This window comes from Nocardioides sp. CER19, assembly GCF_029846275.1.
In the GTDB taxonomy this organism is placed as follows: Bacteria; Actinomycetota; Actinomycetes; order Propionibacteriales; family Nocardioidaceae; genus Nocardioides.
Genome location: NZ_JARVWS010000002.1, coordinates 776,189 through 801,142, shown reverse-complemented (window position 1 = coordinate 801,142; position 24,954 = coordinate 776,189). Strand labels below are relative to the sequence as shown.

The 24,954-nt window shown below is 73.0% G+C and carries 25 protein-coding genes; 7 read left to right on the top strand and 18 right to left on the bottom strand.

Going from position 1 to position 24,954, the window contains the following annotated elements; genetic code table 11:
• The first annotated feature begins 60 nt into the window (after nucleotides 1–60).
• On the top strand, nucleotides 61–825 hold the full coding sequence (locus QDS12_RS12280; RefSeq protein ID WP_279879302.1) for a hemolysin III family protein: 765 nt from the start codon (nucleotides 61–63) through the stop codon (nucleotides 823–825).
• A gap of 7 nt (nucleotides 826–832) precedes the next feature.
• On the opposite strand, the gene QDS12_RS12275 is transcribed toward QDS12_RS12280, so the two are convergent.
• The 13 genes from QDS12_RS12275 to QDS12_RS12215 form a co-directional block, all read right to left on the bottom strand.
• Nucleotides 833–1,696 (bottom strand): DUF1353 domain-containing protein, encoded by an 864-nt coding sequence (locus QDS12_RS12275; RefSeq protein WP_279879300.1) that lies wholly within the window; start codon nucleotides 1,694–1,696, stop codon nucleotides 833–835.
• A 15-nt stretch (nucleotides 1,697–1,711) separates the two neighbouring features.
• Nucleotides 1,712–3,706, bottom strand: coding sequence for a thioredoxin domain-containing protein (locus tag QDS12_RS12270; RefSeq protein ID WP_279879299.1), 1,995 nt, complete (start codon nucleotides 3,704–3,706; stop codon nucleotides 1,712–1,714).
• A 187-nt stretch (nucleotides 3,707–3,893) separates the two neighbouring features.
• Nucleotides 3,894–5,510 (bottom strand): polyketide antibiotic transporter, encoded by a 1,617-nt coding sequence (locus tag QDS12_RS12265; RefSeq protein WP_279879298.1) that lies wholly within the window; start codon nucleotides 5,508–5,510, stop codon nucleotides 3,894–3,896.
• Nucleotides 5,507–6,403, bottom strand: coding sequence for an ABC transporter ATP-binding protein (locus tag QDS12_RS12260; RefSeq protein ID WP_279879297.1), 897 nt, complete (start codon nucleotides 6,401–6,403; stop codon nucleotides 5,507–5,509). Before QDS12_RS12260 ends, QDS12_RS12265 begins: the two co-directional genes overlap by 4 nt.
• Nucleotides 6,404–6,464: 61 nt before the next feature.
• Nucleotides 6,465–7,688: a GAF domain-containing SpoIIE family protein phosphatase gene (locus tag QDS12_RS12255; protein ID WP_279879296.1), complete on the bottom strand. Its 1,224-nt coding sequence runs from the start codon at nucleotides 7,686–7,688 to the stop codon at nucleotides 6,465–6,467.
• 37 nt (nucleotides 7,689–7,725) lie between these two features.
• Entirely contained in the window at nucleotides 7,726–8,037 is a 312-nt protein-coding gene (locus tag QDS12_RS12250; protein WP_279879295.1) for an STAS domain-containing protein, read from the bottom strand.
• Complete coding sequence (locus QDS12_RS12245; RefSeq protein ID WP_279879294.1) at nucleotides 8,028–8,474, bottom strand: ATP-binding protein; 447 nt, start codon at nucleotides 8,472–8,474, stop codon at nucleotides 8,028–8,030. Before QDS12_RS12245 ends, QDS12_RS12250 begins: the two co-directional genes overlap by 10 nt.
• Nucleotides 8,475–8,616: 142 nt before the next feature.
• Nucleotides 8,617–8,985, bottom strand: coding sequence for an MmcQ/YjbR family DNA-binding protein (locus QDS12_RS12240; RefSeq protein WP_279879293.1), 369 nt, complete (start codon nucleotides 8,983–8,985; stop codon nucleotides 8,617–8,619).
• A 38-nt stretch (nucleotides 8,986–9,023) separates the two neighbouring features.
• Complete coding sequence (locus QDS12_RS12235; RefSeq protein ID WP_279879292.1) at nucleotides 9,024–9,722, bottom strand: nucleoside/nucleotide kinase family protein; 699 nt, start codon at nucleotides 9,720–9,722, stop codon at nucleotides 9,024–9,026.
• A 9-nt stretch (nucleotides 9,723–9,731) separates the two neighbouring features.
• The gene (locus tag QDS12_RS12230; protein WP_279879291.1) at nucleotides 9,732–9,935 is read right to left on the bottom strand and encodes a CDGSH iron-sulfur domain-containing protein; all 204 of its coding nucleotides are present in this window, start codon (nucleotides 9,933–9,935) and stop codon (nucleotides 9,732–9,734) included.
• Nucleotides 9,932–10,882 (bottom strand): iron-containing redox enzyme family protein, encoded by a 951-nt coding sequence (locus QDS12_RS12225; RefSeq protein WP_279880434.1) that lies wholly within the window; start codon nucleotides 10,880–10,882, stop codon nucleotides 9,932–9,934. The genes QDS12_RS12230 and QDS12_RS12225 overlap by 4 nt, the downstream gene beginning before the upstream one ends.
• A 187-nt stretch (nucleotides 10,883–11,069) precedes the next feature.
• Nucleotides 11,070–11,660 (bottom strand): response regulator transcription factor, encoded by a 591-nt coding sequence (locus QDS12_RS12220; protein WP_279879289.1) that lies wholly within the window; start codon nucleotides 11,658–11,660, stop codon nucleotides 11,070–11,072.
• Between the two features lies 1 nt (nucleotide 11,661).
• Nucleotides 11,662–12,381 carry a GAF and ANTAR domain-containing protein gene (locus QDS12_RS12215; protein WP_279879288.1) on the bottom strand — a complete coding sequence of 240 codons (720 nt, stop codon included), beginning with the start codon at nucleotides 12,379–12,381 and terminating at the stop codon, nucleotides 11,662–11,664.
• Nucleotides 12,382–12,526: 145 nt separating this feature from the next.
• On the opposite strand from QDS12_RS12215, the gene QDS12_RS12210 reads away from it, so the two are divergent.
• Genes QDS12_RS12210 through QDS12_RS12195 form a run of 4 tightly spaced genes read left to right on the top strand, consistent with a single transcriptional unit; the run spans nucleotide 12,527 to nucleotide 20,147 of the window.
• A complete protein-coding gene (locus QDS12_RS12210) occupies nucleotides 12,527–15,556 on the top strand; it encodes an FtsX-like permease family protein (protein ID WP_279879287.1) in 3,030 nt (1,009 codons plus the stop codon).
• A gap of 52 nt (nucleotides 15,557–15,608) precedes the next feature.
• On the top strand, nucleotides 15,609–18,665 hold the full coding sequence (locus tag QDS12_RS12205; protein ID WP_279879286.1) for an FtsX-like permease family protein: 3,057 nt from the start codon (nucleotides 15,609–15,611) through the stop codon (nucleotides 18,663–18,665).
• On the top strand, nucleotides 18,662–19,495 hold the full coding sequence (locus QDS12_RS12200; RefSeq protein ID WP_279879285.1) for an ATP-binding cassette domain-containing protein: 834 nt from the start codon (nucleotides 18,662–18,664) through the stop codon (nucleotides 19,493–19,495). Before QDS12_RS12205 ends, QDS12_RS12200 begins: the two co-directional genes overlap by 4 nt.
• A complete protein-coding gene (locus QDS12_RS12195) occupies nucleotides 19,488–20,147 on the top strand; it encodes an ATP-binding cassette domain-containing protein (RefSeq protein WP_279879284.1) in 660 nt (219 codons plus the stop codon). The genes QDS12_RS12200 and QDS12_RS12195 overlap by 8 nt, the downstream gene beginning before the upstream one ends.
• A gap of 375 nt (nucleotides 20,148–20,522) precedes the next feature.
• Here the strand turns inward: QDS12_RS12195 and QDS12_RS12190 are convergent, their stop codons facing one another.
• On the bottom strand, nucleotides 20,523–20,900 hold the full coding sequence (locus tag QDS12_RS12190) for a hypothetical protein (protein ID WP_279879283.1): 378 nt from the start codon (nucleotides 20,898–20,900) through the stop codon (nucleotides 20,523–20,525).
• A gap of 22 nt (nucleotides 20,901–20,922) precedes the next feature.
• Complete coding sequence (locus QDS12_RS12185) at nucleotides 20,923–21,978, bottom strand: TerC/Alx family metal homeostasis membrane protein (protein ID WP_279879282.1); 1,056 nt, start codon at nucleotides 21,976–21,978, stop codon at nucleotides 20,923–20,925.
• Between the two features lie 205 nt (nucleotides 21,979–22,183).
• On the opposite strand from QDS12_RS12185, the gene QDS12_RS12180 reads away from it, so the two are divergent.
• Entirely contained in the window at nucleotides 22,184–22,801 is a 618-nt protein-coding gene (locus tag QDS12_RS12180) for a class I SAM-dependent methyltransferase (protein WP_279879281.1), read from the top strand.
• Nucleotides 22,802–22,805: 4 nt separating this feature from the next.
• Here the strand turns inward: QDS12_RS12180 and QDS12_RS12175 are convergent, their stop codons facing one another.
• A complete protein-coding gene (locus tag QDS12_RS12175) occupies nucleotides 22,806–23,039 on the bottom strand; it encodes a hypothetical protein (RefSeq protein ID WP_279879279.1) in 234 nt (77 codons plus the stop codon).
• Complete coding sequence (gene mca / locus QDS12_RS12170) at nucleotides 23,036–23,938, bottom strand: mycothiol conjugate amidase Mca (protein WP_279879278.1); 903 nt, start codon at nucleotides 23,936–23,938, stop codon at nucleotides 23,036–23,038. Before mca ends, QDS12_RS12175 begins: the two co-directional genes overlap by 4 nt.
• 29 nt (nucleotides 23,939–23,967) lie before the next feature.
• On the opposite strand from mca, the gene QDS12_RS12165 reads away from it, so the two are divergent.
• The gene (locus tag QDS12_RS12165) at nucleotides 23,968–24,369 is read left to right on the top strand and encodes a DUF4307 domain-containing protein (RefSeq protein WP_279879277.1); all 402 of its coding nucleotides are present in this window, start codon (nucleotides 23,968–23,970) and stop codon (nucleotides 24,367–24,369) included.
• A gap of 52 nt (nucleotides 24,370–24,421) precedes the next feature.
• Here QDS12_RS12165 and greA read toward each other — a convergent pair whose 3' ends face one another.
• A complete protein-coding gene (greA, locus tag QDS12_RS12160) occupies nucleotides 24,422–24,928 on the bottom strand; it encodes a transcription elongation factor GreA (RefSeq protein WP_279879276.1) in 507 nt (168 codons plus the stop codon).
• Nucleotides 24,929–24,954 lie beyond the last annotated feature (26 nt).

Below are 24,954 nucleotides of genomic sequence, written 5' to 3'. Positions count from 1 at the left end.
CCAGCGTAAACGGTGGGAGTCGGCACGGTGCGGCAACCACGCGCCGGGTACCGTCTGCACATGAGCGACCCGATCAACGTCCGCCTCGACCGTGCTCGCGAGCGTGGCCGCGACGCCGTTCGTGACCGGTTCGACCAGTTCACCGAGAGCGTCAGCGACACGATCGCCGAGGTGAAGCCGAAGCTGCGCGGCTGGTTGCACGCCGCCAGCGTGCCGCTCATCCTGGCCGCCGGCACCGTGCTCATCGTGCTCGCTCCGGCCGGCCGCGCGAAGGTCGGGGCGATCGCCTACACGGCGACCGCGCTGCTGCTCTTCGGCGTCTCCGCGGTCTACCACCGCGGCCACTGGGGCCCCCGCGCCCACGCCTTCCTCAAGCGGTGGGACCACTCCAACATCTTCCTGCTGATCGCCGGCTCCTACACGCCGTTCTCACTGCTGCTGCTCAACGGCAGCGCCCGCGTGTGGCTGCTGTCGGTGGTCTGGTCGGGCGCTGTGCTCGGCGTGCTGTTCCGGGTCTTCTGGACCAACGCCCCGCGCTGGCTCTACGTGCCGATCTACATCGCGCTCGGCTGGGCGGCCATCTTCTTCCTCCCGTCGTTCTTCAGCGGTGCCACGGCCCTCGGTGTCGGCATCGGCATCGCCGTCTTCACGCTCATCTGCGTCGGCGGCGCGCTCTACACCCTCGGCGGCGTGGTCTACGGCTTCAAGCGCCCCGACCCGTGGCCGCGTTGGTTCGGCTTCCACGAGGTCTTCCACTCGTTCACGGTGCTCGCCTTCGTCGCCCACTACACGGGCGTCTCGATGGCGACCTACGCCCTGCGGTGACGACTCCCTAGGCCGAGGCCACGAGCAGCCCGGTCAGCACCGCGCACGACAGGACGACGACCGCTCCGGCCATCGCGACCGCGACCGGGGTACGGCGCGCGAGCACCTCAGTCGCCTGGTAGAGCAGTGTGATGGCGACGAGCGCGACCGTCACGTGGAGCAGCACCGCGAGGGAGATCCCACCGATCGCGCCTGCGGCCGCGAACCGGCCCCAGGTCAGCGCCAGGAGCAGCGGGATGACGACGGCGCCGGCGAGCCCGCCGACGAGCTCGAGCTCCCACGGCCGGTCACCCATCCAGGGCAGCCAGTCCAGTACGTCGAAGAGGTCCAGCGTGGCGATCGTGCCGAGCGCGGCGATGACGGCCAGCGTGCCGTCGGCCGCGACGACGTAGCGCACGTGGCGCAGCCGGCTCCACGACGGTGTGCCGACGTGGATCGTCGCCAGCGTCACGGCCGCCCACACGAGCCAGCGGCGCACTGCGCCGACGTGGGTGTCACGCATCGCCCGGCGGAACACCCGGTCGGCCGCCGGCCGGTCCAGCGGGCGGCCGAGATAGTCCTGCGGCCGGTCGACGAGGCCGTCGTGGAGCAGCGCCGGCGGCAGGATGCTGCCGGTCTTGGGGACGAGCCACGTGAACAGTGTCGGGACCGACGCCAGGTCGGTGCGGAACGAGTCGAGGTGGGCGGGCACCAGCAGCTCGCCGTACTCCTCGTCGCTGTAGCCGATCCGGCGCAGCATCCGGAACACCTCCCGCTCACCCTGCACCTCGCGCTCGAGCACGATCTGCGGCGGGGCGTCCACGTCGGGCGGCTCGCTGTCGGTGCCGCCGTCGTGGAAGCGGTGGGGTTGCGGGCGCAGGTCCGAGATCACGCACTCATCTGAGCATCACGAGCCGACACTGGCGAGGAGGTCGTCCGGCGTGGTGACGGGACGCTCGCAGACGAAGCCGCGGCAGACGTACGCCGCCGGCCGACCGTCGAGCGGGACCCGACCGGCGAGCAGCGGGACGTCGTCGCGGGGTCCGTCGGCGACCAGCACCACCGCGCCGGGCAGCCGCCGGGCCGCTTCTGCGAGCGCGTCGCGCTCGGCGCCGGCCGGGCCGACGACCGCTACCTCGAGCGGGCCGTCGGCCATCGTCAGGGCGGCGGCCAGCGACCAGCCCGCGAAGCGTGGGGCGCGCTCCATGAGCCCGCTCACCGACGCCAGCGCGGCCTCGGCGGCGTCGCGGTAGCGGCCCTCCCCGGTCACGGCGTGGGCCGTCGCCAGCGCGTGGACCGTCGCCGACAGGCCGCTCGGCGAGGCGTTGTCGGAGGGGTCGCGTGGCCGGGCCACCAGGGTCTCGGCGTCGGCGGCGGTGTCGAAGAACCCCGCCTGCCCCGACCCCGTCTCGGGGTCCACGGCGCCGAACCGCTCGAGCGCGGTGTCGAGCAGCGCCGTCGCCCGCTGCAGCCAGACCGGGTCGCCGGTCGCCTGGAGCAGGTCGAGGAAGCCGGCCGCGACGCAGCCGTAGTCCTCCAGCACGCCGGCATGCCGGCCGGCCACGCCGTCGCGGGAGACCCGCAGCAGCCGCCCGTCCTCGGGCACGTGCAGGCGGACGAGCAGGTCGGCCGCGGCAATGGCGGCGTCGACGTACGCGTGCTCGGCGAGGCGGAGCCCGGCGGCGACCAGGCCGCTGATGGCGAGTCCGTTCCAGGCGGCGACGACCTTGTCGTCACGGGCGGGCGCGGTCCGCTGGGCGCGTGCCTCGAACAGCCGGCGGCGTACGTCGGCCAGGCGCTCCTCCGCCCCCACGGGGTCGTGGCGGAGCTGGAGCGTGGAGGCGCCGTGCTCGAACGTGCCGGCGTCGGTCACCTCGAGGACCTCGGCCGCCCACGCGCCGTCCTCCTCCCCCAGCACCTCGACGAGCTGCGCGGGCGTCCAGACGTAGAAGCGGCCCTCGACGCCCTCGGTGTCGGCGTCGAGCGCCGAGGCGAAGCCGCCCTCGGGCGTCCGCAGCTCGCGGAGGAGGAAGTCGGCGGTCTCCCGCGCCACGCGGTCACCGAGGGTGGTGCCGAGCCGGGCGTAGAGACCGACCAGCTGGGCGTTGTCGTAGAGCATCTTCTCGAAGTGCGGCACCACCCAGCCGCGATCGACGGCGTACCGCGCGAAGCCGCCGCCCACCTGGTCGTACATGCCGCCTCGGGCCATCGCCGCGACGGTCCGGTCGAGCATGTGCCGGGCGCGGTCGGAGCCCTCGCGCCGCAGGAACTCCAGGACCATCGAGGGCGGGAACTTCGGTGCGCCGCCGAAACCACCCGCCATCGGGTCGAACTCCTCGGCCAGCCTGTCCACGGCCCCCGCGACGATCCGGTCCGTCGGCAGCGCCGACCCACCCAGCGACGCGCCCACGGAGGACAGGTGGGAGCGGACCTTCTCGGCCACCTGACGGATCTCGTCCCCCCGGCTCTCCCACGCGTCCGACAGCGCCTGGAGCACCTGGGTGAAGGCCGGCTGCCCGTGCCGCGGCTGGTCAGGGAAGTAGGTGCCGGCGAAGAACGGGTTGCCGTCGTGGTCGAGCACTACCGTCATCGGCCAGCCGCCCTGCCCTGTCATCGCCGTCGTGGCCGCCATGTAGACGGCGTCGACGTCCGGCCGCTCCTCGCGGTCGACCTTGATCGGCACGAAGTGCTCGTTGAGGTAGGCAGCGGTCGCCTCGTCCTCGAACGACTCGTGCGCCATGACGTGGCACCAGTGGCAGGCGGCGTACCCCACGCTCAGCAGCACCGGCACGTTCCGCCGACGGGCCTCGTCGAAGGCCGCCGGCTCCCACTCCCACCAGTCGACCGGGTTGTCCTGGTGCTGCAGGAGGTAGGGGCTGGTCGCTGCTCCGAGACGGTTCACCCCTCCATCATCACGCGCCACCCTGACCGCGCCAGGGCCGGTGGTCCGCGCGCTCGATCCTGTGGGGGTCTGGCTCTCGCACACGTCGGCGACGAGCACCGGGGTGACCGTCGGCTGTCGCGGTCACGCAGCGCGGGCTCCCGCGCGATCGCGTGGCGGCCGCACGGATGTCGTCGCCTCGGCGGTGTCAGCCCGTGACGACGTCCCGGCTCCGGAAGCGCGCCACCGCCGCCGCGACGAGAGCCGCTGCGATCAGGGCGAGCACGACGAGGGGTAGCGGCGCCTGCGTCTCCAGGGGTACGGCGGCGACGTGGCTGAGCGGCGAGAGGTCGAGCAGCGCGTCCGGCAGGTCGAGCGCGAAGCCCAGGTAGCCGACCACCATCGCGTAGACCGCGGCGATCCAGGCGAGGTTGAGCCAGCCCGGCCGGAACCCGAAGCCGAGCACGCCGATCCCGACGAGCAACGCGATCGCCGGGAGGTAGCAGATCGCTCCCAGGAGGCCGTCGCCGAGATAGCCGCCTCGTCCGGTCACCAGGGCGGCGGTGCCGCCGAGACCGAGGCCGGAGAGCAGCAGCAGGACGGTCGTCCCGACCATCGACGTCGTGAAGCCGGCCAGCAGGAGCCCGGGGCGGCTCACCGCGGTCGCGAGGACGATCTCGGACCGGCCGGCGCGCTCCTCGGTGGTCAGGCGGTGGGCGGCGACGAGCGCATAGCAGAGGGCGACGTAGCCGTTCACGAGCGTGCAAGTCGCGAGGTAGCCGTCGACCAGACGGTCGGCGTCGCCGCCCAGCGCGTGGACCAGGAGGTCGTTGTCGACGTCGCCGAGCGAGGACTGGACCGAGTCGGTGAGGGCGCCGTACATCGCGCCGAGGAGCAGCGTCGCCGCTCCCCAACCGAGCATCGCTCCCCGCTCCAGACGCAGCGCCAGGGCGAGCACGCTCCGCAGGTACGCCGGCGCGTGCGTGTGCCCGGGCCGAGGCCGGAGCAGACCGGCGCCCAGGTCGCGGTGCGCCTGCAGCGCGCCGGCGACGGCGAACAGCGCCACCGCCAGCACGACACCGAGGAGGAGCGGCCACCAGCGGTCGTCGTAGAACATCCGGGTCTGCTGGGCCCACGCGATGGGCGACAGCCACGAGAGCCAGCTCCCGTGCTCCTGCAGGACGTCGCCCGCTCCCCGGACGACCACGGCGACACCGATGACCAGCGACGCCAGCCCTGTCCCCGAGCGCGAGTGCTCGGTGATCTGGGCGGTGACGAGGGCGACGGCGCCGAAGACGAGCGAGATCATCGCCATGCTCGCGCCGAACAGCCACGTCCCCGCGGCGCCGTAGCCGGCCGGGAGCACGCACAGCGCGCTGACCACGCCGAGCGCCAGGCTCGAGCCGGCCACCAGCGCGCCGGCCACCGCCAGCGGCGTGTGCCGCCCGACCTCGGCCGCCCGCACCAGCTCCAGCCGCCCCGACTCCTCTTCAGCGGCCGTGTGCCGAGACACCAGCAGCACCGACATGAACGCCGCGCCGAGGAAGAGGTAGAGCGTGTAGACGGCGGCGAAGGCGGTCGCGTGCGTCGGGTGGTCGAGGCCGTAGCCCGGACCGCTCATCACGGTGCCCGCCGGACTGTTCATGAAGCCGGTGATCGCCTTGATGTCGCTCTCGTGCGGATAGGCGACGCGGAGCGCGTTGGTCACGTAGAACGCCATGATCCCGAGGGCGACGATCCAGACCGGCAGCTTGACCCGGTCGCGGCGCAGCGCGAGCCGCAGCAGCGCCGCGAAGCCGGCGTAGGACGAGGACACGCGGTTCATCGGTCGGTCTCGTCGGAGTAGTGCCGCAGGAACAGCTCCTCGAGCGACGGCGGGTTGCTGGTGATGCCGACCAGGTCGAGCGCGGCGAGCGCCTTCATGACCTCACCGGTGTGCTCGGAGTCGAGCTTGAAGGAGACCTCGCCGCCGCCCTCGGCCACGAGCTCGTGGACGCCCGGCAGCGTGGCCAGCCCTGCCGGGTCCCGTCTCACCGTCGCCGCGACCCGGGTGCGGGTCAGGTGCCGCAGGTCGGCGAGGCGGCCGGCCTGCACGGTCCGACCGTTGCGGATGATGGTGACGGTGTCGCACAGCTTCTCGACCTCGGCCAGGATGTGGCTGGAGAGCAGCACCGTGCGGCCCTGGTCGCGCAGCTCGCGTACACAGTCTTGGAAGACCTTCTCCATGAGCGGGTCGAGCCCCGACGTCGGCTCGTCGAGGACGTAGAGCTCGACGTCGGAGGAGAGCGCGGCGACGAGCGCCACCTTCTGGCGGTTGCCCTTGGAATAGGTGCGCCCCTTCTTCGACGGGTCCAGCTCGAAGCGGTCGATCAGCTCGTCGCGGCGGCGCATGCTCACGCCGCTGCGCAGTCGGTGCAGGACGTCGATCGCCTCTCCCCCGGTGAGCTGCGGCCAGAGGTTCACGTCGCCCGGCACGTAGACGATCCGCCGGTGCAGGGCGACGGCATCGCGCCACGGGTCGCCGCCGAGCAGGTCGATCGACCCCGAGTCCGCCTTCAGCAGGCCGAGCAGGACCCTGATCGCCGTCGACTTGCCGGCGCCGTTCGGGCCCAGGAACGCGGCGATCTCACCGGGCTGGACCGTCAGGTCGAACTCGTCCAGGGCACGGACGGGACCGAAGGTCTTGGTGAGCTTGTCGATCTCGATGACGGCGGACATGGGTGCCCCTTGTCGTGAACTCGCGCGGTTGGCCCGACGTCGAGCACGCTAGCCGCACCGCTCAGACGGCGTCGACGTGCGCCACGAGGACGGCGATGTCGTCCTCCGCGATGTGATCGCCGACGACGTCGGAGAGCGCCCGGATGCAGGCCATCTCGGGGTCCCCGGCATCCATCAGGGCGGTCGCCAGCCGCGCGGTGTTGTCGGCCACAGCGTCGGTGAACAAGGCGTCGGCCGCCGGGCGGCGCTCGACGAGACCGTCGGTGTAGAGGCACAGCGAGCCGCCGGGCGGCACCGTCAGCACGGTGCTCCGCCGGGCGGCGTCGGGCGAGACGCCGAGCAGTCGATCGCTCGGCACGTCGGCCACGGTCGCCGGCTCCCCCGGCGTACCGACGAGCGGCGGGTAGTGCCCCGCCGAGCTGAAGCGCCACGTCGTGAACGGCGCGGCGGAGACGCCGAACGAGACGGTGGCGAGCGCCCCCGCCTCGAAGTGGCAGATCTTGCGGTCGAGGCGGGAGAGGACCTCGGCCGGGTCGTCGTGGTCGAGCGCGTAGGCGCGCAGCGCGCTCCGTAGGCGGCCCATCACGATGGCGGCGTCCAAACCGTGGCCGACGACGTCGCCCATCACCACGCCAAGCCGCCCGTCGGGCAGTGTGAAGACGTCGTACCAGTCACCGCCGAGCTCGCCGTCGGCCGGGACGTAGCGGGCTGCGATGGAGATGCCGCTCGGCGCGCTGACGGCGGTGGGGAGGAGGCTGCGCTGCAGCGTCAGCGCGGCGGTGTGCGCCGCGTCGACGAAGCGGTCGTGCAGCACCGCGCCGAGCTCGGCCGCGAACTCGGTCAGCGCCCGGGTCTCGGCGTCGGTGGCGTCGTGCCGCTGGAGGAAGCCGACGTGCAGCACGCCCAGCAGCTCGCTGCCGTCCATGACGGGTACGCCGAGCAACGAGCGGACCCCGTGGTCGAGCAGCACCGGGTTGAGGACCGTCGAGCGGTCGACGTGGGTCAACGACACGGGCTGACGGGTCTGGGCGACCCGACCCGCGAACCCCTCACCCAGCGGGACCCGCCGGGCCCGGCGCAACGTGCGGTCGAGGCCGACGGTCGCGGCCGGCTCCAGGAGCGTCCGGGTGCGGTCCAGCACCAGGACGGTCGCGGTGTCGGCCCGCATCGTGGAGCGCACCCGGTCCAGCAGGCTGCTCAGACCCGGATAGGTCTCGGCGCTGTCGCCGGGCGCGACGGCATGGGCGATCACCGGCACGACCGCCAAGGCGTCGTACGGCGACACGACACCTGGCGGGGCGCACCGGGTCCGAGACGGGTCATCACACGGTGTCGGTGGGGTTCTCGAGGGGCCACGCGTCAGCCAGACCGGTCACCGCGAGAACACGCTGCACGGGCGGCGAGGGCTCGATGAGCGCGAAGGTGGCGCCGCGCGAGGAGGCCGTCTTGGCCAGCTCGATGACCGCGCCGACCCCGACCGAGTCCATGAAGTCGACACCCTTCATGTTGAGGACCAGGGCTCCGTGCTCGTCGAGCACCGCCCGGCCCGCGTCGACGAGCTCGTGACGGCTCACGAGATCGATGGAGCCCTTCGGCGTGAGCTCCGACCCTGCCGTCGCGATCGTCAGTTCCATGCCGTTCCACCCTCTATCTGTCCCACTCCGATGACGCGGTCCGCATCGGTCCGCGCGGAGTCCTTGACACAAGACCATACGGTCTTGCCTCCGCGCACCCGATCCGGCTCCGTCCCCCACGCGGCGGACAGCAGCTCCACGATCTCGAGTCCGCGCCCGGAAAGCGCATCCGTCGTCGGGGTCGCCGCTCGTGCCGGAAGGCGGCTGCTGCCGTCGGCGACGCGGACGGTCAACCGGTCGTCTTCGACGACGACCGTCAGCCGGATGCTCGGCATGCCGTGCACGACCGCGTTGGTGACCAGCTCCGACACCACCAGCTCGGCGTCGTCGGCGACGTCTGCCGAGAGCTCGGCCGCGCACTGGCGCACCAGCGACCGCGCGTGCCGCGCGGCTTCAGGAGCGAAGGGCAGGTCGAAGGACCTCTCGCGCCACGTCATGAGACGCTCCCCGACACCGTCGTGCCCAGGTCCACGCGACCCCCCCATCGGACAATACCTACGCCGACCGTAGCAAGAGCAGGCCGGGGAAGCGCGGCGCCCCGCCGCTGTGGGACCACACATCCCCGCCGCGGGGGCGCCGTCAGGCCGGTCTCGGGACCTGGCTGGCCAGCCGGTCGGGCGCCTGGAGGCAGTAGGAGTCGGTGAGCAGCTCGGCCAGCTCGCCCCAGTCGGTGTCGTCGTCGAGGAGGAGACCGACGACGTTGCGGCCCCAGGAGGCGCGGAAGTAGGGCGCCCCGAGGTGCTCGAACGCCATCACCTCGTCGGGCTCGGCCCGGAACGTCACCCGGAACAGCTGGTCCTCACCGCCGAAGACGTGCGCCACCGTCGCCTGGCCGACCCGCCAGGACACACCGGTCCAGGCGTCCCGCTCCACGCACTCGGGGAACCGCAGCAGCAGGTCGCTCAACCGGCGGACCCACTCCGGCGGCACATCCGGGCGTTCGGGCATGTCCCGAGCCTCGCACAGGGCACCGACAGCGCTGCCGGCTACCGCGGCTCGGACGCCGAGGCGGCGACCACGACGTCGGCGAACGCCCGCGTCGCCGCGATCGCCACCGCGTTGGGCTCGTCGACACCGGCGACCCAGGCCTCGGCCTGGGCGCGGGTCTTCCCGAACTCCACGTGCCGCTCGACCAGCCTCCGCCGACGCGTCTCGTCGTCGAGGTCGCAGAACCATGCCTCGTCGAGCGCGGCCCGCGCCCGGCGCCACCGCGGCTCGTCGACCAGCAGGTAGTTGCCCTCGGTCACCACCAGGCGGCAGTCCGGCGGGACGGGGATCGCCCCGGCGACCGGCTGCTCGATGTCACGGTCGAAGGCGGGCGCGTAGACGGTCTCACCGTCTCGGGCGTCCCGCAGGCGCTCCAGGAGCGCCGCGTAGCCCTCGGCGTCGAACGTGTCGGGCGCGCCCTTGCGGTCGAGCCGACCCAACCGCGTCAGCTCGACGTCGGCCAGGTGGAAGCCGTCCATGGGGACGTGCGTGACCCACGGCCGCCGGTCAGGTGCCGAGGCGTTGAGCGCACCGACCAGCGCCAGGGCCAGCGTCGTCTTCCCGGCCCCAGGACTGCCCGTGATGCCGATGACGTGGCGCCCCGCGTCTCCCGCCACGGCCCGCGCCCGGCGTACGACGGCGTCGAAGTCCGGCAGGACGAGGTGCGGCGGCCCCACGGCCCCCGGTCGAGCCGGCATGGGGCCACCCTAGGGGCGCAGCTTCTCCGGGATGACCTTGTGCGTCCCGTCGCACCACGGCTTGGTCGCCGAGCGCCCGCAGCGGCACACGGCCGAGACCGGCCGCGTGGTCTCGTGGTCGACGCCGTCCTCGTCCTGGACCAGGTGCTCCCCGCGCAGCAGCAGCGGGCCGCCGGGGCAGATGACGACGTCGGGCGTCGCGGTCTCGCTCATGCCGAGACCCCCCAGCGCTCGAGGTAGTGACGCGCGACCCGGTCCTCGAGGTCGAGGCACGTGAACCCGCCGAACCACACGTCGCCCTCCGTCTCGGGCTCCGCCGCGACGAGCGGTGCGCAGATCAGGCGCACGGCGAGCTGCTCGTGCACCGCGTCGGCCTCGACGTGCTCGTCGTAGTAGGCCCGCATCTCCTCCGCGAGCCCCAGCCGCGCGAGGCCCTGGGACATGCGTCGGCAGGGACCCGAGCTGGTCGCCTCGAAGGCGGCCAGGTGGCCGACCGAGGCGCCCCGGAGCCGCCGGTTGAGCCCGAAGAGGCTCATCGCGTTGTTCTGCTCCAGCACCGACAGCGGCGCCTGGTCGACGTAGGCGCCCTCGTGGGGATCGAGGCCGAGCGCGGCGAGTCCCCCGGCGAACAGGTGGGCGTGCAGCCGGTCCGGCCGGCCGCCGCCGTACTCGTCGTACTGCAGCTCCATCAGGGCGGCCCGCGGCGCGACCGGCAGCCGCGGCACGCTGAAAGCGACCGGGTCGGACTCCTTCAAGTGGTAGACCGAGCGCGCCTGCAGCAGCTCCATCACCTGGTCGGCGGTCGCGTCGCGCTGCACGAAGCGCGCGAGCGACGGGCCGTCGTGACCCTCCACCTCGGCGAAGAAGGCGGCCGCGAAGTCACCCTCGTACGACGGCGTGCCGCTCCAGCGCGAGCGCAGCCGTGCCTCGAGGTCCTCCTCGAGGGCGCGCCGGACGGCGACGAGCTCCGGCGCCCACTCCAGCCGGTCGTCGACCTCCTCGAAGCCGCGGTAAGACAGCTCGTAGAGAGACCACAGCGCGAGGGCCGCGTCTTCCGCAGTCTCGGGCTCCGGGGCGCGGCCGACACCGGTGGGGTCGCCCGAGGCGAGCGTCGCCACCACCTGCTCGCTGAACGCGCCACGCGGCTTGGGCAGGTGCATCACGCCTCCTCCTCGCTCCAGGAGTGCCAGTGCCCGCGGCAGTCGAGGAACCCCTCGGGACCGTCGGGGGCAGGCCCGGGTGGAGCGGGGACGAGAGGCTCGGCGAGCGCTTCGGGCGAGGACGTCATGGGCTGCCGGTAACCGCCGAGGCCCTGCCGGATGAGTAGCCGGACGAACGGCCGGCGACTCAGCCCAGCCCGTGCTGGTTGGCCCAGGCCACCGCCTGTGCCCGGGTGGACACGCCGATCCGGCGATAGGCCTGGCGGATGTGGCTCTTCAACGTGTTGTGGCTGATGACCAGCTTGGCGGCGATCTCGTCGTTGGAGAGCCCCTGCGCGATCAGGCCCACGATCTCGGCCTCGCGCCGGGTGAGCGGCCCGGCGTCCTCGACGGCACGAGGCAGCAGGCGGCCTGCGGCGACGGCCGCGATGGCGCCGAAGAGCTCCTGGGCGTGCACGTCGGTGGGGAGGAACCCCGCGAGCCCGTGCTCGTCGACGACGTGCCGGTGCGGACCGTCGATCGACTCCGCGAGGCCGATCACCCGACCGGCCGACGCCCGCACCAGCTCCCGGAGCGGGGTCGGGCCGGAGTCGTCCAGCAGCGCGAGGTCGTAGAGGACGACGTCGACGGCCGGCCCGACACCGCGCAGGCTCGCGCCGACGCTGACGGCGACCGCCTCGGGATGGTCGGCCAGGATCGCCACGAGTCCGCGCGCGAGGATCTCGCGATGGCTGGCGACGACGACGCGCAACGGCCTCTGCGGAGGCTGCGCCGTCACCTCAGACCGCGTCCGGGGCATCGTCGTTGTGCTTCTCGACCAGGCGCCGCGCGACGATCGCCAGCCTGAGGTTGAGCTTGCTGGAGGCGTCCCGCAGCATGTTGAACGCGTCTTCGTCGCTGATGCCGTGCGTGGCCATCATCAGGCCGATCGCCTTGCCGATCTCGCGGTTGCTGTCGAGGGCGTCACGGAGGCTCCGCGCGCTCTCGTGCTCAGCTGCCGCCGCGAGGGCGACCGACGCGAAGGCAGCCATGATCGCGCCCATGCTGCCGGCCTCGGCCGTGAAGGCTCCCGGGGTGTCGGAGAAGAGGTTGAGTGCGCCCGCCTTCCGGCTGCCGACGAGGATCCGGTAGCCGACCATCCCCCGCACCGGCGTCTCCGCCAGGACCCGCTCGGCGAGCCGGGGCCAGGTCGGGCCGATGCTGATGTCGGCGTCGCACTCGTAGCGCTGGGTCAGGATCGCGTCGACGCACGGCCCCTCGCCGACCTGCCGCTCCATCTCGTCGATCCGACGGGCGATCGGATCGGTGGCGGCCTCGCAGACCGGCGGCTCGCCGGCCCGCATCGTCATGACGCACGCCCGGTCGCAGCCCGGGACGGCGCTCAGCGCGGTCCGGCAGATGGCGTCGTAGACCTCGGCGTAGGAGTCGGCCTGGTAGACGAGCTCGGCGAGGGCCCGGAAGGCCTTGGCCGCCTCATCGAACGGCAGTTGCTCTGTCACGGCATCCGCCTCGGGAAGTCCTGCGGGTGGGGTCGTCAAAGGAACCTCCTCGGGTCAGGAGGCCCACTTCTTGAGCCACACCAAGTATGTCATGGCTCTGTTACCAAGCATTGGTCCATCGGTTCCCGAGTGTGACCCACGTCATATGGGAGAGTTCGCCCTCGTGTGGGCGGCGCTCAGGTACCGGAAGGGGCAGGCGGCCGCCCTGGCGGTCCTGGCGGCGCTGGTCACCGCCTGCGCCGTGTTCGCGCCGCTCTACGACCGCGTGATGCTGCAGAGCCTGGTCGACGTCCGGCTGGCGCACACGACGCCGCTGCTCTCCGGCGTCCAGCTCGAGGCGGCGCAGCGTGAGGCCGCCCGGTGGTCGACGGAGAAGCCGGCCGTCCCGCCGGAGCCGACCGAGCTGCTCGACCGCGTGCCGCCCGGTGCCCGGGCGTCGTACGGACCGCCGGTGCTGGGGTGGACCGACACGCTGACCCATCGCGTCGGGACGGAGGTGTCGGTCGGACAGCTGATGTGGCGCACCGCCGCGTGCGAGCACGTCGAGATCGTCGACGGCCGGTGTCCGCGCGCGGCGGGCGAGATCCTCGTCAGCGCGGCCGACGCCGACTACTTCCACCTGGCGGTCGGACGACGCGTGCAGGCCTCGGAGCTCTCCCCCGGCACGGAGGCTCCCCCGGGCCGCCACCTCACCGTCGTGGGCGCCTACAGCGACCCCGACGCCTCCTGGTTCGTGCAGGACCTGACCGGCTTCTCCGGCACGACCACGGAGGACGTGCCGGTGATGAAACGGCACGAGGCGTGGCTGACCGTCGAGCAGACCTTCACGAGCGGCCGACGGCTCCCGGTCGCCACGTCGTACGTCGGCCTTCGCCTGCGCCCCGAGCGCGTCGGCGTCGACGAGCTGCTCCGGCTGGGCGACCAGCTGTCCGCACTGCGCACGAGCCTCGCGCGATCGACGTCGGGGCCGCGCGTGCAGCTGACGACCGGGCTGACCGACACCGCCGCCGACGTCCGGTCCCAGCAGCACGACGCCCACGTCATCGTGCCGCTGCTGATGGCGCAGCTCGGCCTGCTCTGCCTGGTCGTCCTCTGGCTCGCGCTCGTCGCGGTCACCGACCTGCGCCGCAACGAGGTGGCGGTCGCCCGGCTCCGGGGCCGCGGCGTGCGGGGTGGCGGCCGGCTGGTCCTCACCGAGCTCCTGCCGGCGGTCGGTCTCGGTCTGGTCCCCGGCGTCGCGGCCGCCTGGGCCGGCGGGGCGCTCGCAGCACGGCTGCTGCCGGGGGACGCCGGCGTCGAGCTCCGGCTGCCGGTCCTCCTCGCGGTCGCCGCCGTGATCGCCGTCCTCGTGCTCACGATCCTCCTGGCCGCGAGCCGGGTCGGCCGGATGCCGGTCGACGCGCTGCTGCGCCGGAGCTCCTCGGCCCGGCGCGGCTGGCGGGTGGGCGCGGTCGACGCGGTGCTGGTCGTCGCCTGCGGGGTCGTGGTCGTCCTCTTCGTCGGCGGCGGCCTCGACGGTCCGGTCGCGCTCGTGGCGCCCAGCATCGTGGCGCTGTTCACCGGGCTGCTCCTGGCGCACCTGCTGACACCGCTCACGGCGGCGTGGGGGCGCCTGCTGTTGCGCCGTGGCCGCGCACGGACCGCCGTCGCACTGCTCGAGGCCGGCCGCAGCCCGGCGCTGCGCAGCACGGTCACCGTCCTCACGGTCGCCGCGGCGCTCGCGGTGTTCTCGGTCGACGCGGTGGTGGTCGCCGACCGCAACCGCACGGCCGCCGCCGAGCAGGAGGCCGGCGCGCCGGTCGTCGCGCTCGTCGCCAGCCACGACCTGACGGCCGTCGAGGAGGCGGTCGGTGACAGGCCAGGCGTCATGCCCGTCGTACGGATCCAGGGGACGAAGACGGTCCCCACCTTGGCCGTCCGCCCCGCCGACTTCCGCCGCATCGCGCTGCTCCCGGGCGACCTGGCGGACGACCTGGCGCGGACGAAGGCCTGGGCGGCACTGGAGGCCGGCGCCGTCGCACCGGTGGCGTTCACGGGCACGGCGCTCTCCGTGACGGCCACCGCACCGGGGCTGAGCGAGCCCGGCGAGGGCGCCGTCACGCTCGGCGCCGACCTCGCCTCCGGCAGCTCTCGGTCCCACACCGAGCTCGGGCCGGTGCCCCGCGAGGGCTCGCGACGGCTGACCGCGCCCGTGAGCTGCGACGACGGCTGCGACCTCGTCGGTCTCACGCTCTCGACCACCGGCGGGTCGCGGGTGACCGGGTCGGTCACCGTGCAGGACGTCCGGAGCGACGGCGCCCCCGTCGCCCTCGGCGACGCCTGGAGCCCGGGTCCCGACGACCGGGCCACCCCGCACCGGATCGCCGACGGGCTCACCCTGGCCGTCGACACCCGCGGCGAGGAGCGCGTCTCCGTCTCGCAGGGTTGGCTGCCGGAGGAGGTCCCGGCCCTCGTCACGGCCCCTGCCGCGACGCCCGACCTCGTGCTCACCGGCTTCAACGGTCGCCCGCAGGCCGGACGGGCCGCCGCGGTCGTCCCGAGGATCCCCGGCGCACCCGACCGGGCCGCCCTCGTCGACCTCGACGTCTTCCGGCGGGCCGCCTCGTCGGGGAGCGACCTGCAGGTCGAGCTGTGGGCGAAGGACACCGCGGCCCTGGGCCCGGTCGTCGACGCGCTGGAGCACGACGGCATCGGCGTCGTGAGCACGACGCGGCTCGCCGAGATCAGGCAGCGCTACGACCAGTCGGCACCCGCCTGGAGCGTCTCGCTCGGGCTCGTGGTCGGCCTGGCCGCCATCGGCGTCGCGCTCATCCTGCTCACCGTGCTGGCCGTCAGCGGCTGGCGGCGCACGGCCCGGGACCTGTCGACCCTCTGGCTCGGCGGCGTACGTCGTCGGGACGTGCACCGGCTGGGCTGGACCGCGCAGCTCCCCGCCGTGGTCCTCGGCGTGCTCGCCGGCGGCGCGTGCGGCCTGGTCGGAGCCGCCATGTCCATGCCGATCGTGCCGCTCTTCGCCGAGGCGCCCGGCGTCGACACCCTCGACCTCGGAACGCCATGGGTCCCGGTCACCGTCGTCGCCGCGGCGGTGCTCGCCGTGGTCGCCGCGTGCAGCACCGGCATCGGCTGGACGGTGGCCAGGCGCGCCTCGCTCGAACGGGTCCGGGAGACCGCATGATATTTACCCAACCGTGACCACGAACACCCGCCGACGTGGGAGAGTCTCCGGCGTGTGGCGCGCGCTCGGGTATCGCAAGGGCCAGGCCGCTGCACTCGCGGTCCTCGCCGCACTCGTGACGGCGTGCGCCGTGTTCGCGCCGCTCTACGACCGCGCCATGCAGCAGGCGCTCGTCGACGTGAAGCTCGACCAGGCGCCCGTGCTCGACACGGCGCTCCGGATGCAGGTGCAGGCCCTCTCCGGGGACGGCTACGTCCCGGCCCACATCCCCGCTCCCGACGACCTGGTCGCGGCCGTCCCCACGGACATCAGGCACGACTTCCGGGCGCCGACGCTCGGCTGGACCGCGACCGCCGACGAGGACCCGCGCGTCGGCGGCACGCTCGCCGGCCAGGTCACCTCCCGCACCGCCGCCTGCGACCACGTCCGGATCGTCTCCGGACGCTGTCCCGCGAAGGCCGGCGAGATCCTCGTGTCCACGCAGGACCAGAAGGTCCTCGGGCTGAACCCCGGGAAGAGCGTCACGGTCGCGGAGCAGCCCGCCGAGCACGTCCCCGACGGCCAGCCCCTCCCGCAGCGCGAGCTCGCCATCGTCGGGACCTACGCGCCGATCGCCGGCGATGACTGGTTCCACGAGCCGCTGACCGGCTGGGCCGGCAGCTCCACCGAGACCGTCCCGTCGCTCGTGCGGCACGAGATGTGGCTGTCGACGGACGCCACCTTCACCGACACCACGACGTCGCCGCTGCCCGACCTGCGCTCGTCGGTCCTGTTCAGGCTCGCGAAGGGCCGCGTCGGCATCGACCAGCTCCGCAAGCTGACGACCCTCGCCGGGCTCAGCGGTGCGCCGGTGCTCCGCGAGACCACCGCGCTCCCGGAGGTCCACACCGGGCTGCCCGCGATCGCCACCTCGGTCGCCTCCCAGGTCGACGACTCGCGGGTGCTCGTCCCGCTGATCCTGCTCCCCCTCGGCGTCCTGTGCCTCGTCGTGCTGTGGCTGGTGCTGCTGACGATCACCGACCTGCGCCGGACCGAGGTCGCCGTCGCCCGCCTGCGTGGCCAGGGGGTGCGTGGGGCACGCCGGCTGCTCACGACCGAGCTGCTGCCCGCCGTACTGCTCGGAGCAGTGCCGGGTGCGCTCGCCGCGCTCGTCGGCGCCTGGCTGGCGGCTCGTGCGCTCCCCGGCGACGCCGGTCTCGAGGTGCGTCCTCCCGTCTGGCTCGCCCTGGTCGGTGTCCTGCTCGTGCTGGTCGCGACGACCCTCGTGGCTGCCGTCCGTGTGGCGCGTACGCCGGTCGACGCACTGGTCCGCCGGAGCTCCACCGTCCGGCGTGGCTGGCGGCTGCGCGTCCTCGACGCCGTGCTCCTGACCGGCTGCGGCGTCACCGCCGCTGCCTTCGTGACCGGGAGCCTCAGCGGCCCGTTCGCCTACGCAGCACCCGCGCTCTTCGCGCTCCTGGTCGGCCTGGTCCTCGCCTACCTGCTGACGCCGCTCGCGGCCGCCGGCGGGCGCGCCCTGCTCCGCCGCCGGGCGACCGGCGGCGCCCTGGGGCTGCTCGACGCCGCGCGTAGCCAGAGCCTGCGCAGCACTGTCACTGTGCTCACCGTCGCGACGGCGCTCACGGTGTTCTCCGTCGACGCGGTGCTGGTGGCCGACCGCAACCGGGACGCGGCCGCGCGCCAGGAGGCCGGGGCGCCGGCCGTGCTCGACGTCTCCACCACCGACGTCGGCGCCATCGACGAGGCCCTCCAGGAGGTCGGCGACCCGCGGGTGACCCCGGTGGTGACGATCCAGCCGCCGGGCGCGGGGGCGGTCACCACGCTCGCCGTACGGCCCGAGGGGTTCGCGAAGGCCGCCCTCATCCCGCCCGGCGTGCTGCCGGCCGGGTGGGCGAAGGCGATCTCACCGAGCGGGGTCGACCCGGTCGACGTCACCGGCCGCCACCTCAGCGTCACCGTCAGCGGCGGTGTCTCGGCGGTCGACCTGCGGGCGAACCCCGTGGAAGCCGTCCTCGGGGTCGACCTCGTCACCAACCGGCTCGCCTTCCACCGCGACCTCGGCCCGCTCCCCGCGTCGGGGACCGCGCGCCTCGCCACGGCGATCCCGTGCGACAAGACGTGCCACCTGGAGGCGCTCACGCTGACGACCACGGTCGGCGCCTCCCTGGTCGGCGAGGTGACCCTCGATCGCGTCGCCGTCGACGGCAAGCCGGTCAGCCTGGGCGCATCCCAGACCTGGGCGGGCTACGACGACCCTGACGGCGGCGCCGTCGTGCCCAGCGGCGGCGACCCGCTCACCCTCACGATCAGGACGCAGGGCCCCGACGCGGTGGCGGTGACCCAGGCCTGGTTCGGGACGACCGCCGCCGCCGTCGCCACGAAGGGCACCTCCGTCACCGACAAGACCCTCTCCATCTCCGGGATCGACGGGAAGTCGCGCCCCGCGACGGTCGTCGGCAGGGCCGACCGGCTCCCCGGCGCGCCCGTCCGCGCCGTGCTGACCGACCTCGACGTGCTCCAGCGCGCGGCGCGCCCGAGCAGCGACGCCCGCGTGTCGGTGTGGCTGGGGAGCTCCGACCACGCCTTCGTCGAGCGGGTCGAGCACGCCCTCGCCGACCACGACGTCGCCGTCACCAGCACCCGCACGCTCGCCGACGTACGCCGCGGCTACGACCAGTCGATCCCGACCTGGAGCGTCCAGCTCGGCGTCCTCACCGGCCTCGCCGCGCTCGGCGTCGCCGTGCTGATGCTCGCGGTCGCCGCGGTCAGTGGCTGGCGCGTCCGCGCCCGCGACCTCGCCTCGCTCTGGGTCGGCGGCGTTCCCCGGCGCACCGTCGGCCGGCTCGCCGTCGCCGCTCAGCTGCCGACCATCGCGGTCGCCGTACTCGCCGGAGCGGTCTCGGGCCTCGTCGGATCGGCGGTCTCGATGTCGGCGATCCCCCTGTTCGCCGAGACACCCGAGGTCGACACGCTCGACCTCGCCACACCGTGGCTCGCGGTCGGCGCGGCGACGGTGGTGTGTCTCGTGCTGCTCGGCGCCATCGGCGCCGTGGCGGGCCGGGCGGTGTTCCGCCGGGCCGACCTCGACCGACTCAAGGAGGGCGCATGACCGGGCTGCGCGTGAGCACCCACGGCCTGGTGCACATCTACCGCGCCGAGGGCCATGACGTCGCCGCGCTCTCGGGCGTGGACCTGCACGTCGCCCCGGGCGAGCTGATGGGCCTGCTCGGTCCGTCCGGCGCCGGCAAGTCGACGCTGATGAACCTGCTCGCGGGTGTCTTCCGACCCTCCGCAGGCAAGATCCACGTCGGCGACACCGAGCTGTCGGCTGCCACGACCCGAGAGATCGACCGGCTGCGCGCGACCGAGGTGTCGCTGACCCTCCAGGGCGCGGCCCGCAACCTGCTGCCCTACGCAAGCCCCGCCGACAACGTGCGCTTCGCGCAGCGCGCGGCCAGGACGACGGGCAAGGACCTGCCCGAGCCCCTCGAGGTACTCGCCGACGTCGGGCTGACGAAGGACGCCGACGCGCCGTTGAGCGCCCTGACCCCCGGCGAGCTCCAGCTCGCCGCGCTGGCCGTCGCCCTCGCGCCGCGTCCGGGCCTCCTCTTGGCCGACGAGCCCACCAGCCAGCTCGACCACGGGGCTCGCGACCGCGTCCTCGACCAGCTCGCCTCGGTCAACGAGTCCTACGGCACCACGGTCGTCCTGGTCACCCACGACCCGCACGTCGCCGCGTTCCTCCCCCGCACCATCACCATCCGCGACGGCCGGGTCGGCGGCGAGGGCCGCAGCGGCGAGGAGTACGCCGTCGTCACCGCCGACGGCTTCCTCCCCCTGCCCGCCCACGTCCGTGACGACCTGCCGCCGGGGACGCTGGTCCGGTTCCACCAGACTGACGGTCGCTACGAGATCGTCCCGGAGGAGACCCATGACTGACCTGGTCGCCGACAGCCTCTCCGTGTCCTACGACGGCCTCGTCGCCGTACGACCGCTCGACCTGCGGCTGTCCCCCGGCTCCTTCCTCGCCGTGACCGGACCCTCCGGCGCCGGCAAGTCCTCGCTCCTGTGGGCGCTGGCCGCGGCGCTCGCCCCGGCGACCGGCACCGTGACGCTGGGCGCGACACCGGTGGACGGCCGCGACCACGCCGCCGCGCTGGGCATCTCCCTCATCCCCCAGGGCAACGGGCTGGCCGGCTCGCTGTCGGCCGACGAGAACGTGCTCGTCCCGCTCCTGACCCGCCGCGTCCCCCCGGCGGAGGCCCGACGCCGTACGGCCGACGCCCTCGCACTGGTCGGCCTCGCCGAGTCGGGACGGCATCTCGTCGACGAGCTCTCCGGCGGCCAGCAGCAGCGGGTCGCCCTGGCGCGGGCGTTCGCCCAGCAGCCGGCAGTCATCCTCGCCGACGAGTCGACCAGCGACCTCGACGCCGGCAACCGCGAGCGGATGATCGCCGCCCTGCGCGGCGAGGCCCAGCGCGGCGCCGTCGTCGTGCTCGCCACCCACGACCCCGAGGCCGCAGAGGAGGCCGACGCCGAGCTCGCGCTCGACGAGGGTGTGTCGACGTGGGTCAGGCCGCTGTCGGGCTGAGGGATGGTCTCGGTCGTGGGCGGTGAGTGACCAACCGTTGCTCAGCGCCGATCGGTTGAACCCTCACCGCCCCAACCCCAGCTGCACCTCCAGCGGTGAGTGACCAACCGTTGCTCAGCGCCGATCGGTTGATCACTCACCGCCCCAACCGCAGCGCCACCTCCAGCGGTGAGTGACCAACCGTTGCTCAGCGCCGATCGGTTGAACACTCACCGCCCCAACCGCAGCGGCACCCCCAGCGGTGACTGACCAACCGTTGCTCAGCGCGGATCGGTTGAACACTCACCGCCCCAACCCCAGCTGCACCCCCAGCGGTGAGTGACCAACCGTTGCTCAGCGCCGATCGGTTGATCACTCACCGCCCCAACGAGCAGCTCAGGCCCCGGCGCCGCCCGGCTCGTCGGCGAACACCACCGGACGATCGCCGGGGGTGCCCTCCATGTTGAGCGCCGCGTGGGAGATGACGGAGCGGACGTGCGCGCGCTCGCGGTCGGCTCCGCTGCGGCACGGGATCAGCACGTCGTGGATGGCGGGGGCGGGTGAGAGCGTGGCGGCGTATCCCTCGGTCTCGAGGGCGGCGATCACGGCGGCCGGGTCCTGCCCCTCCGGCACGTGGTAGCACAGCGTGTCGGTCGTCGGGGAGAACGCCTCCGCCTTCACCGCGGCGTCACGACGCCTGAGGGCCGAGACGGCGGCGACGATGACGACCATCGGGATGATGACCACGATCGCGGCGACGAGTACGGCAGACATGCGCGTCCGGTACCCAGATCGCTCAGTCGTGCTCCCAGTCCCGGCGCGGGCCGGTGACGGCGTCGCGCTCGGCCTCGCTCATCCGCCGGGAGCCGATGAGGCTGGCGACGGTGGTGATGGCGAGGGTGCCGAGGATGACGGCCAGCGACAGCCAGATCGGGATGTCGGGCGCCCACTCGACGTGGTGGCCGCCGTTGATGAACGGCAGCTCGTTCTCGTGCAGGGCGTGCAGGATGAGCTTCACGCCGATGAAGCCGAGCAGGAACGCGAGCCCGTAGGACAGGTAGATGAGCCGCTCGAGCAGGCCGCCGATGAGGAAGTAGAGCTGGCGCAGGCCCATCAGCGCGAACAGGTTCGCGGTGAAGACGATGTAGGGATCGCGGGTCAGCCCGTAGATCGCCGGGATCGAGTCGAGCGCGAACAGCAGGTCAGTCGTGCCCAGCGTGAGGACGACGAAGAACATCGGCGTCATCAGCCGCTTCCCGCCCACCTTGGCGAGCAGGTGCGTGCCGTGCCAGTCCGAGGTCGCGGGCAGGTTCTTCTCGGCGAAGCGGACGAGCCGGTTCTCCTCGTACTCGTCCTCGTCCTCGCCGCCCTCGCGGGCCAGCTTGACGGCCGTGTAGACCAGGAAGAGGCCGAACAGGTAGAAGACCCAGCTGAACTGGTTGATCGCCGCGGCGCCGAGGAAGATGAAGGCCCCGCGCATGATGAGCGCGAGGACGATGCCGACCATCAGGGCGGTCTGCTGGTACTCGCGAGGCACCTTGAAGTTCGCCATGATGATGATGAAGATGAACAGGTTGTCGACCGAGAGCGAGTACTCGGTCAGCCACCCCGCGAAGAACTCCGCCGACGGGTTGTGCGAGAGCGCGTGCGGTTCCGCGAAGATCGCCAGGCCGATCCCGAACAGGACCGCCAGGCCGATGAAGACGGCCAGGTGACGGCCGACCTCGGCCATCGTCGGCTCGTGCGGCCGGCGGGCGATCACGAAGATGTCGAGGGCGAGGACAGCGACGAGGACGACGGTCGTGACCGCCCAGACGGTCGGGGAGGCGACCGAGTCACCGAATGCGTTCATGCGAGATATCTCCTCCGGAGTGCGTGACGGAACTCCGGAGGTCTCTTCCACCCACGAGAACCGTGGATCGACGGCACCGGGTCCGTTCCGAGGAACGAGCCGTACTGACGACACCGCCGCGAAGGAATACTCCCCTCCATGCGTCGCCCATTGTGGCACGCCGCTGGTCGCCCCCGACCAGGCGGGTCGCCGGTAGCGTGATGGCGTGGACGCGAGCGAGTGGGACCAGCGGTACGCCGGCACGGAGCTGGTCTGGTCGGCGCAGCCGAACCGCTTCGTGGCCGAGGAGGTCGCCGACCTGCCGCCCGGCCGCGCCGTCGACCTCGGCGCCGGGGAGGGCCGCAACGCCCTCCACCTGGCCCGGCTGGGCTGGGAGGTCACGGCCGTCGACTTCTCGCAGGTCGCGCTCGACAAGGGCCGCACCGTGGCGGGCGACCTGCCGGTCACGTGGGTGTGCGCCGACGCGACGGCCTGGACCGCCGCGGAGCCGGTGGACCTGGTCGTCGAGGCCTACCTGCACGTCGAGCCGGCCGCCCGACGCGTCACCACCGACAACGCGTTCCGGTCGCTGCGGGTGGGCGGGACGTTCCTGCTGGTCGGCCACGACAGCACGAACCTGACCGAGGGCACCGGCGGCCCGCAGGACCCGGCAGTCCTGATGACGGCCGAGGACATCCTCGCCGACCTCGACGCCGCGGGGGCGTCGTACGACGTCGTCAAGGCGGGCCGGGTCGCGCGGCCGGTGGCCGAGCCCGGTCACGAGCACGCAGGGGACGACCGGATCGCCTGGGACTGCCTCGTCAGGGTGATCCGTCGGGCCTGAGCCGTCAGGCGTGGGGCGCGTGGCGCTCCTTCTGCCGGTCCTTGGAGGAGGGCAGGATGCCGGCGTCCTTGTTGCGCTGGGCCTTCTTGAGCTGACGCGACAGGCTCCAACCGAGGAGCGCGACGGCGACGAGCAGCAGGATGAAGACCGCGAAGGCGGTCCAGCCGGCCTTGACGTCCTCCGGCTTCGGGCCGTCGGTGGCCCAGGTGGTGGCCAGGGTGGCGATCAGGGTGTTCATGCGTGTTCCTCTGTGCTGATGCCGGCGAACAGGTCGTCCTCCGGCACGGTGGTCTCGACGTGGCTCGTGACGAGCTCGAAGTCCTCGGTCGGCCAGACCGTCGCCTGGATCTCGTGCGGGATCGCGAACCACGAGCTGTCGGGGTCGATCTGGGTGGCGTGCGCGAGCAGCGCCTGGTCGCGGACCCCGAAGTAGTCCGAGCATGGCACCTTCGTGGTGATCCGCTCGTCCCACTCCGGCTCGGGCTTCCAGCTCTCGAGCCGCTCGGCGTACGGCGACTCCAGCCCGTGGGCCAGCATCGCCTCGTGCAGGGCCAGGGTCTTCGGGCGGTTGAAGCCGTGGTGGTAGTAGAGCTTGAGGACCTGCCACGCCTCCCCCAGCTCCGGGTGCCACGTGGGGTCGGCCGCCTTGTCGAACGCGTAGACGCTGACCTGGTGGCACATCACGTGGTCGGGGTGGGGATAGCCGCCGCGCTCGTCGTACGTCGTCAGGACGTGCGGCCGGATCGAGCGGATGAGCCGCACCAGCGGCACCGCCGCCTCCTCGACCGGGACGAGCGCGAAGCAGCCCTCGGGGAGCGGGGGCAGCGGGTCGCCCTCGGGCCAGCCGGAGTCGACGAAGCCGAGCCAGTCCTGGGTGATGCCCAGGATGTCGCGCGCGCGCTCCATCTCCTGCCGCCGGATCTCGTGGATGTTCTCGAGGATCCCCGGCCGGTCCATCTTGGGGTTGAGGATCGAGCCGCGCTCGCCACCGGTGCAGGTCACGACGTGGACGTCGACGCCGTTGGCGGAGTACATGGCCGTGCTCGCCGCGCCCTTGCTCGACTCGTCGTCAGGGTGCGCGTGGACGTGCATCAGGCGCAGACCGGCCCAGTCGGCGGCTCGGGGGTGCTGGGGCATGCCCTGATCCTAGGTGGGACAGTAGGGCGGTGACTCAGCAGGATCCGCGCATCGCGCAGCGCTACGCCTCGAACCCCTCCGTGTGGCCCAAGGTCTTCCTGGTCCTCGGGGTGCTGCTCTCGTTCCTGCTCGCCGGCTGGCTGGCCTGGGCGGTCTGGGTCCACTCGACGCCGGAGGTCACCTCCAGCCTCACGACCTGGAAGGTCGTGGACCAGCACTCGGTGAACGCCACCTTGCAGGTCGACCTGCGGTCCGGGTCGAAGGACCCGCAGTGCCTGCTGCGGGCCTACGCCGAGGACCACACGCCCGTCGGCGACGCGGCGTTCACGCCGACGAACGGCCGCAACGACGTCACGATCAGGACCGAGCGACTGGCCACCTCGGTGGAGAAGATCGGCTGCACGACCGCCGGACAGAACGACGCCCGCTGACGCCCCGGGGTGTCGGGGACGTCAGCGGGCGTCGCGCGGGAGTCGCGGGGCGTCAGCCGTCGAAGCGCTCGGCGCTGAGGACCTGGACCTTGATGGCCTTGCCGGTCGGGCCGGTGAACTCGACGGTCTCCCCGGCCTTGTGGCCGAGGAGCGCCTGGCCGATCGGGGCCTGCGGGCTGAAGACGTCGCCGTCGTAGAACGGCTTCATCTCGATGGAGGCGAGCAGGAAGGTCTCGGCCTCGTCGTCGGCGTCGCCGTCGTACTTGTAGGTGACGACCTTGCCGGCGGCGACGGTGCCGTCGTCGGCGGCCTCGGTGGTGTCGGCGGTGCGCAGCAGCGCCTCGAGCGCCTGGATCTCGCCCTCGAGACGGCCCTGCGCCTCGCGAGCGGCGTGGTAGCCGCCGTTCTCCTTCAGGTCGCCCTCATCGCGCGCGGCGCTGATCTCGGCGACGATCGCCTGGCGCTGGGGACCCTTCATGTCCTCCAGCTGGGCGGCCAGCTGGTCGTAGGCGGACTTCGCCAGCCACACGGTGGCCGAGGTCTCGGTCTGCTGCGTCATGACGGGGCACTCCTGAGTGAAACGAA

Coding starts and splice junctions, on each gene's coding strand:
- QDS12_RS12280 (WP_279879302.1), top strand. CDS start 61: ATGAGCGACCCGATCAACGTCCGCCTCGACCGTGCTCGCGAGCGTGGC.
- mca (WP_279879278.1), bottom strand. CDS start 23,938: ATGCCCCAGCACCCCCGAGCCGCCGACTGGGCCGGTCTGCGCCTGATG.
- QDS12_RS12195 (WP_279879284.1), top strand. CDS start 19,488: ATGACTGACCTGGTCGCCGACAGCCTCTCCGTGTCCTACGACGGCCTC.
- QDS12_RS12260 (WP_279879297.1), bottom strand. CDS start 6,403: ATGTCCGCCGTCATCGAGATCGACAAGCTCACCAAGACCTTCGGTCCC.
- QDS12_RS12185 (WP_279879282.1), bottom strand. CDS start 21,978: ATGAACGCATTCGGTGACTCGGTCGCCTCCCCGACCGTCTGGGCGGTC.
- QDS12_RS12175 (WP_279879279.1), bottom strand. CDS start 23,039: ATGAACACCCTGATCGCCACCCTGGCCACCACCTGGGCCACCGACGGC.
- QDS12_RS12235 (WP_279879292.1), bottom strand. CDS start 9,722: ATGCCGGCTCGACCGGGGGCCGTGGGGCCGCCGCACCTCGTCCTGCCG.
- QDS12_RS12250 (WP_279879295.1), bottom strand. CDS start 8,037: ATGGAACTGACGATCGCGACGGCAGGGTCGGAGCTCACGCCGAAGGGC.
- QDS12_RS12245 (WP_279879294.1), bottom strand. CDS start 8,474: ATGACGTGGCGCGAGAGGTCCTTCGACCTGCCCTTCGCTCCTGAAGCC.
- QDS12_RS12240 (WP_279879293.1), bottom strand. CDS start 8,985: ATGCCCGAACGCCCGGATGTGCCGCCGGAGTGGGTCCGCCGGTTGAGC.
- QDS12_RS12190 (WP_279879283.1), bottom strand. CDS start 20,900: ATGTCTGCCGTACTCGTCGCCGCGATCGTGGTCATCATCCCGATGGTC.
- QDS12_RS12230 (WP_279879291.1), bottom strand. CDS start 9,935: ATGAGCGAGACCGCGACGCCCGACGTCGTCATCTGCCCCGGCGGCCCG.
- greA (WP_279879276.1), bottom strand. CDS start 24,928: ATGACGCAGCAGACCGAGACCTCGGCCACCGTGTGGCTGGCGAAGTCC.
- QDS12_RS12210 (WP_279879287.1), top strand. CDS start 12,527: ATGGGAGAGTTCGCCCTCGTGTGGGCGGCGCTCAGGTACCGGAAGGGG.
- QDS12_RS12225 (WP_279880434.1), bottom strand. CDS start 10,882: ATGCACCTGCCCAAGCCGCGTGGCGCGTTCAGCGAGCAGGTGGTGGCG.
- QDS12_RS12200 (WP_279879285.1), top strand. CDS start 18,662: ATGACCGGGCTGCGCGTGAGCACCCACGGCCTGGTGCACATCTACCGC.
- QDS12_RS12265 (WP_279879298.1), bottom strand. CDS start 5,510: ATGAACCGCGTGTCCTCGTCCTACGCCGGCTTCGCGGCGCTGCTGCGG.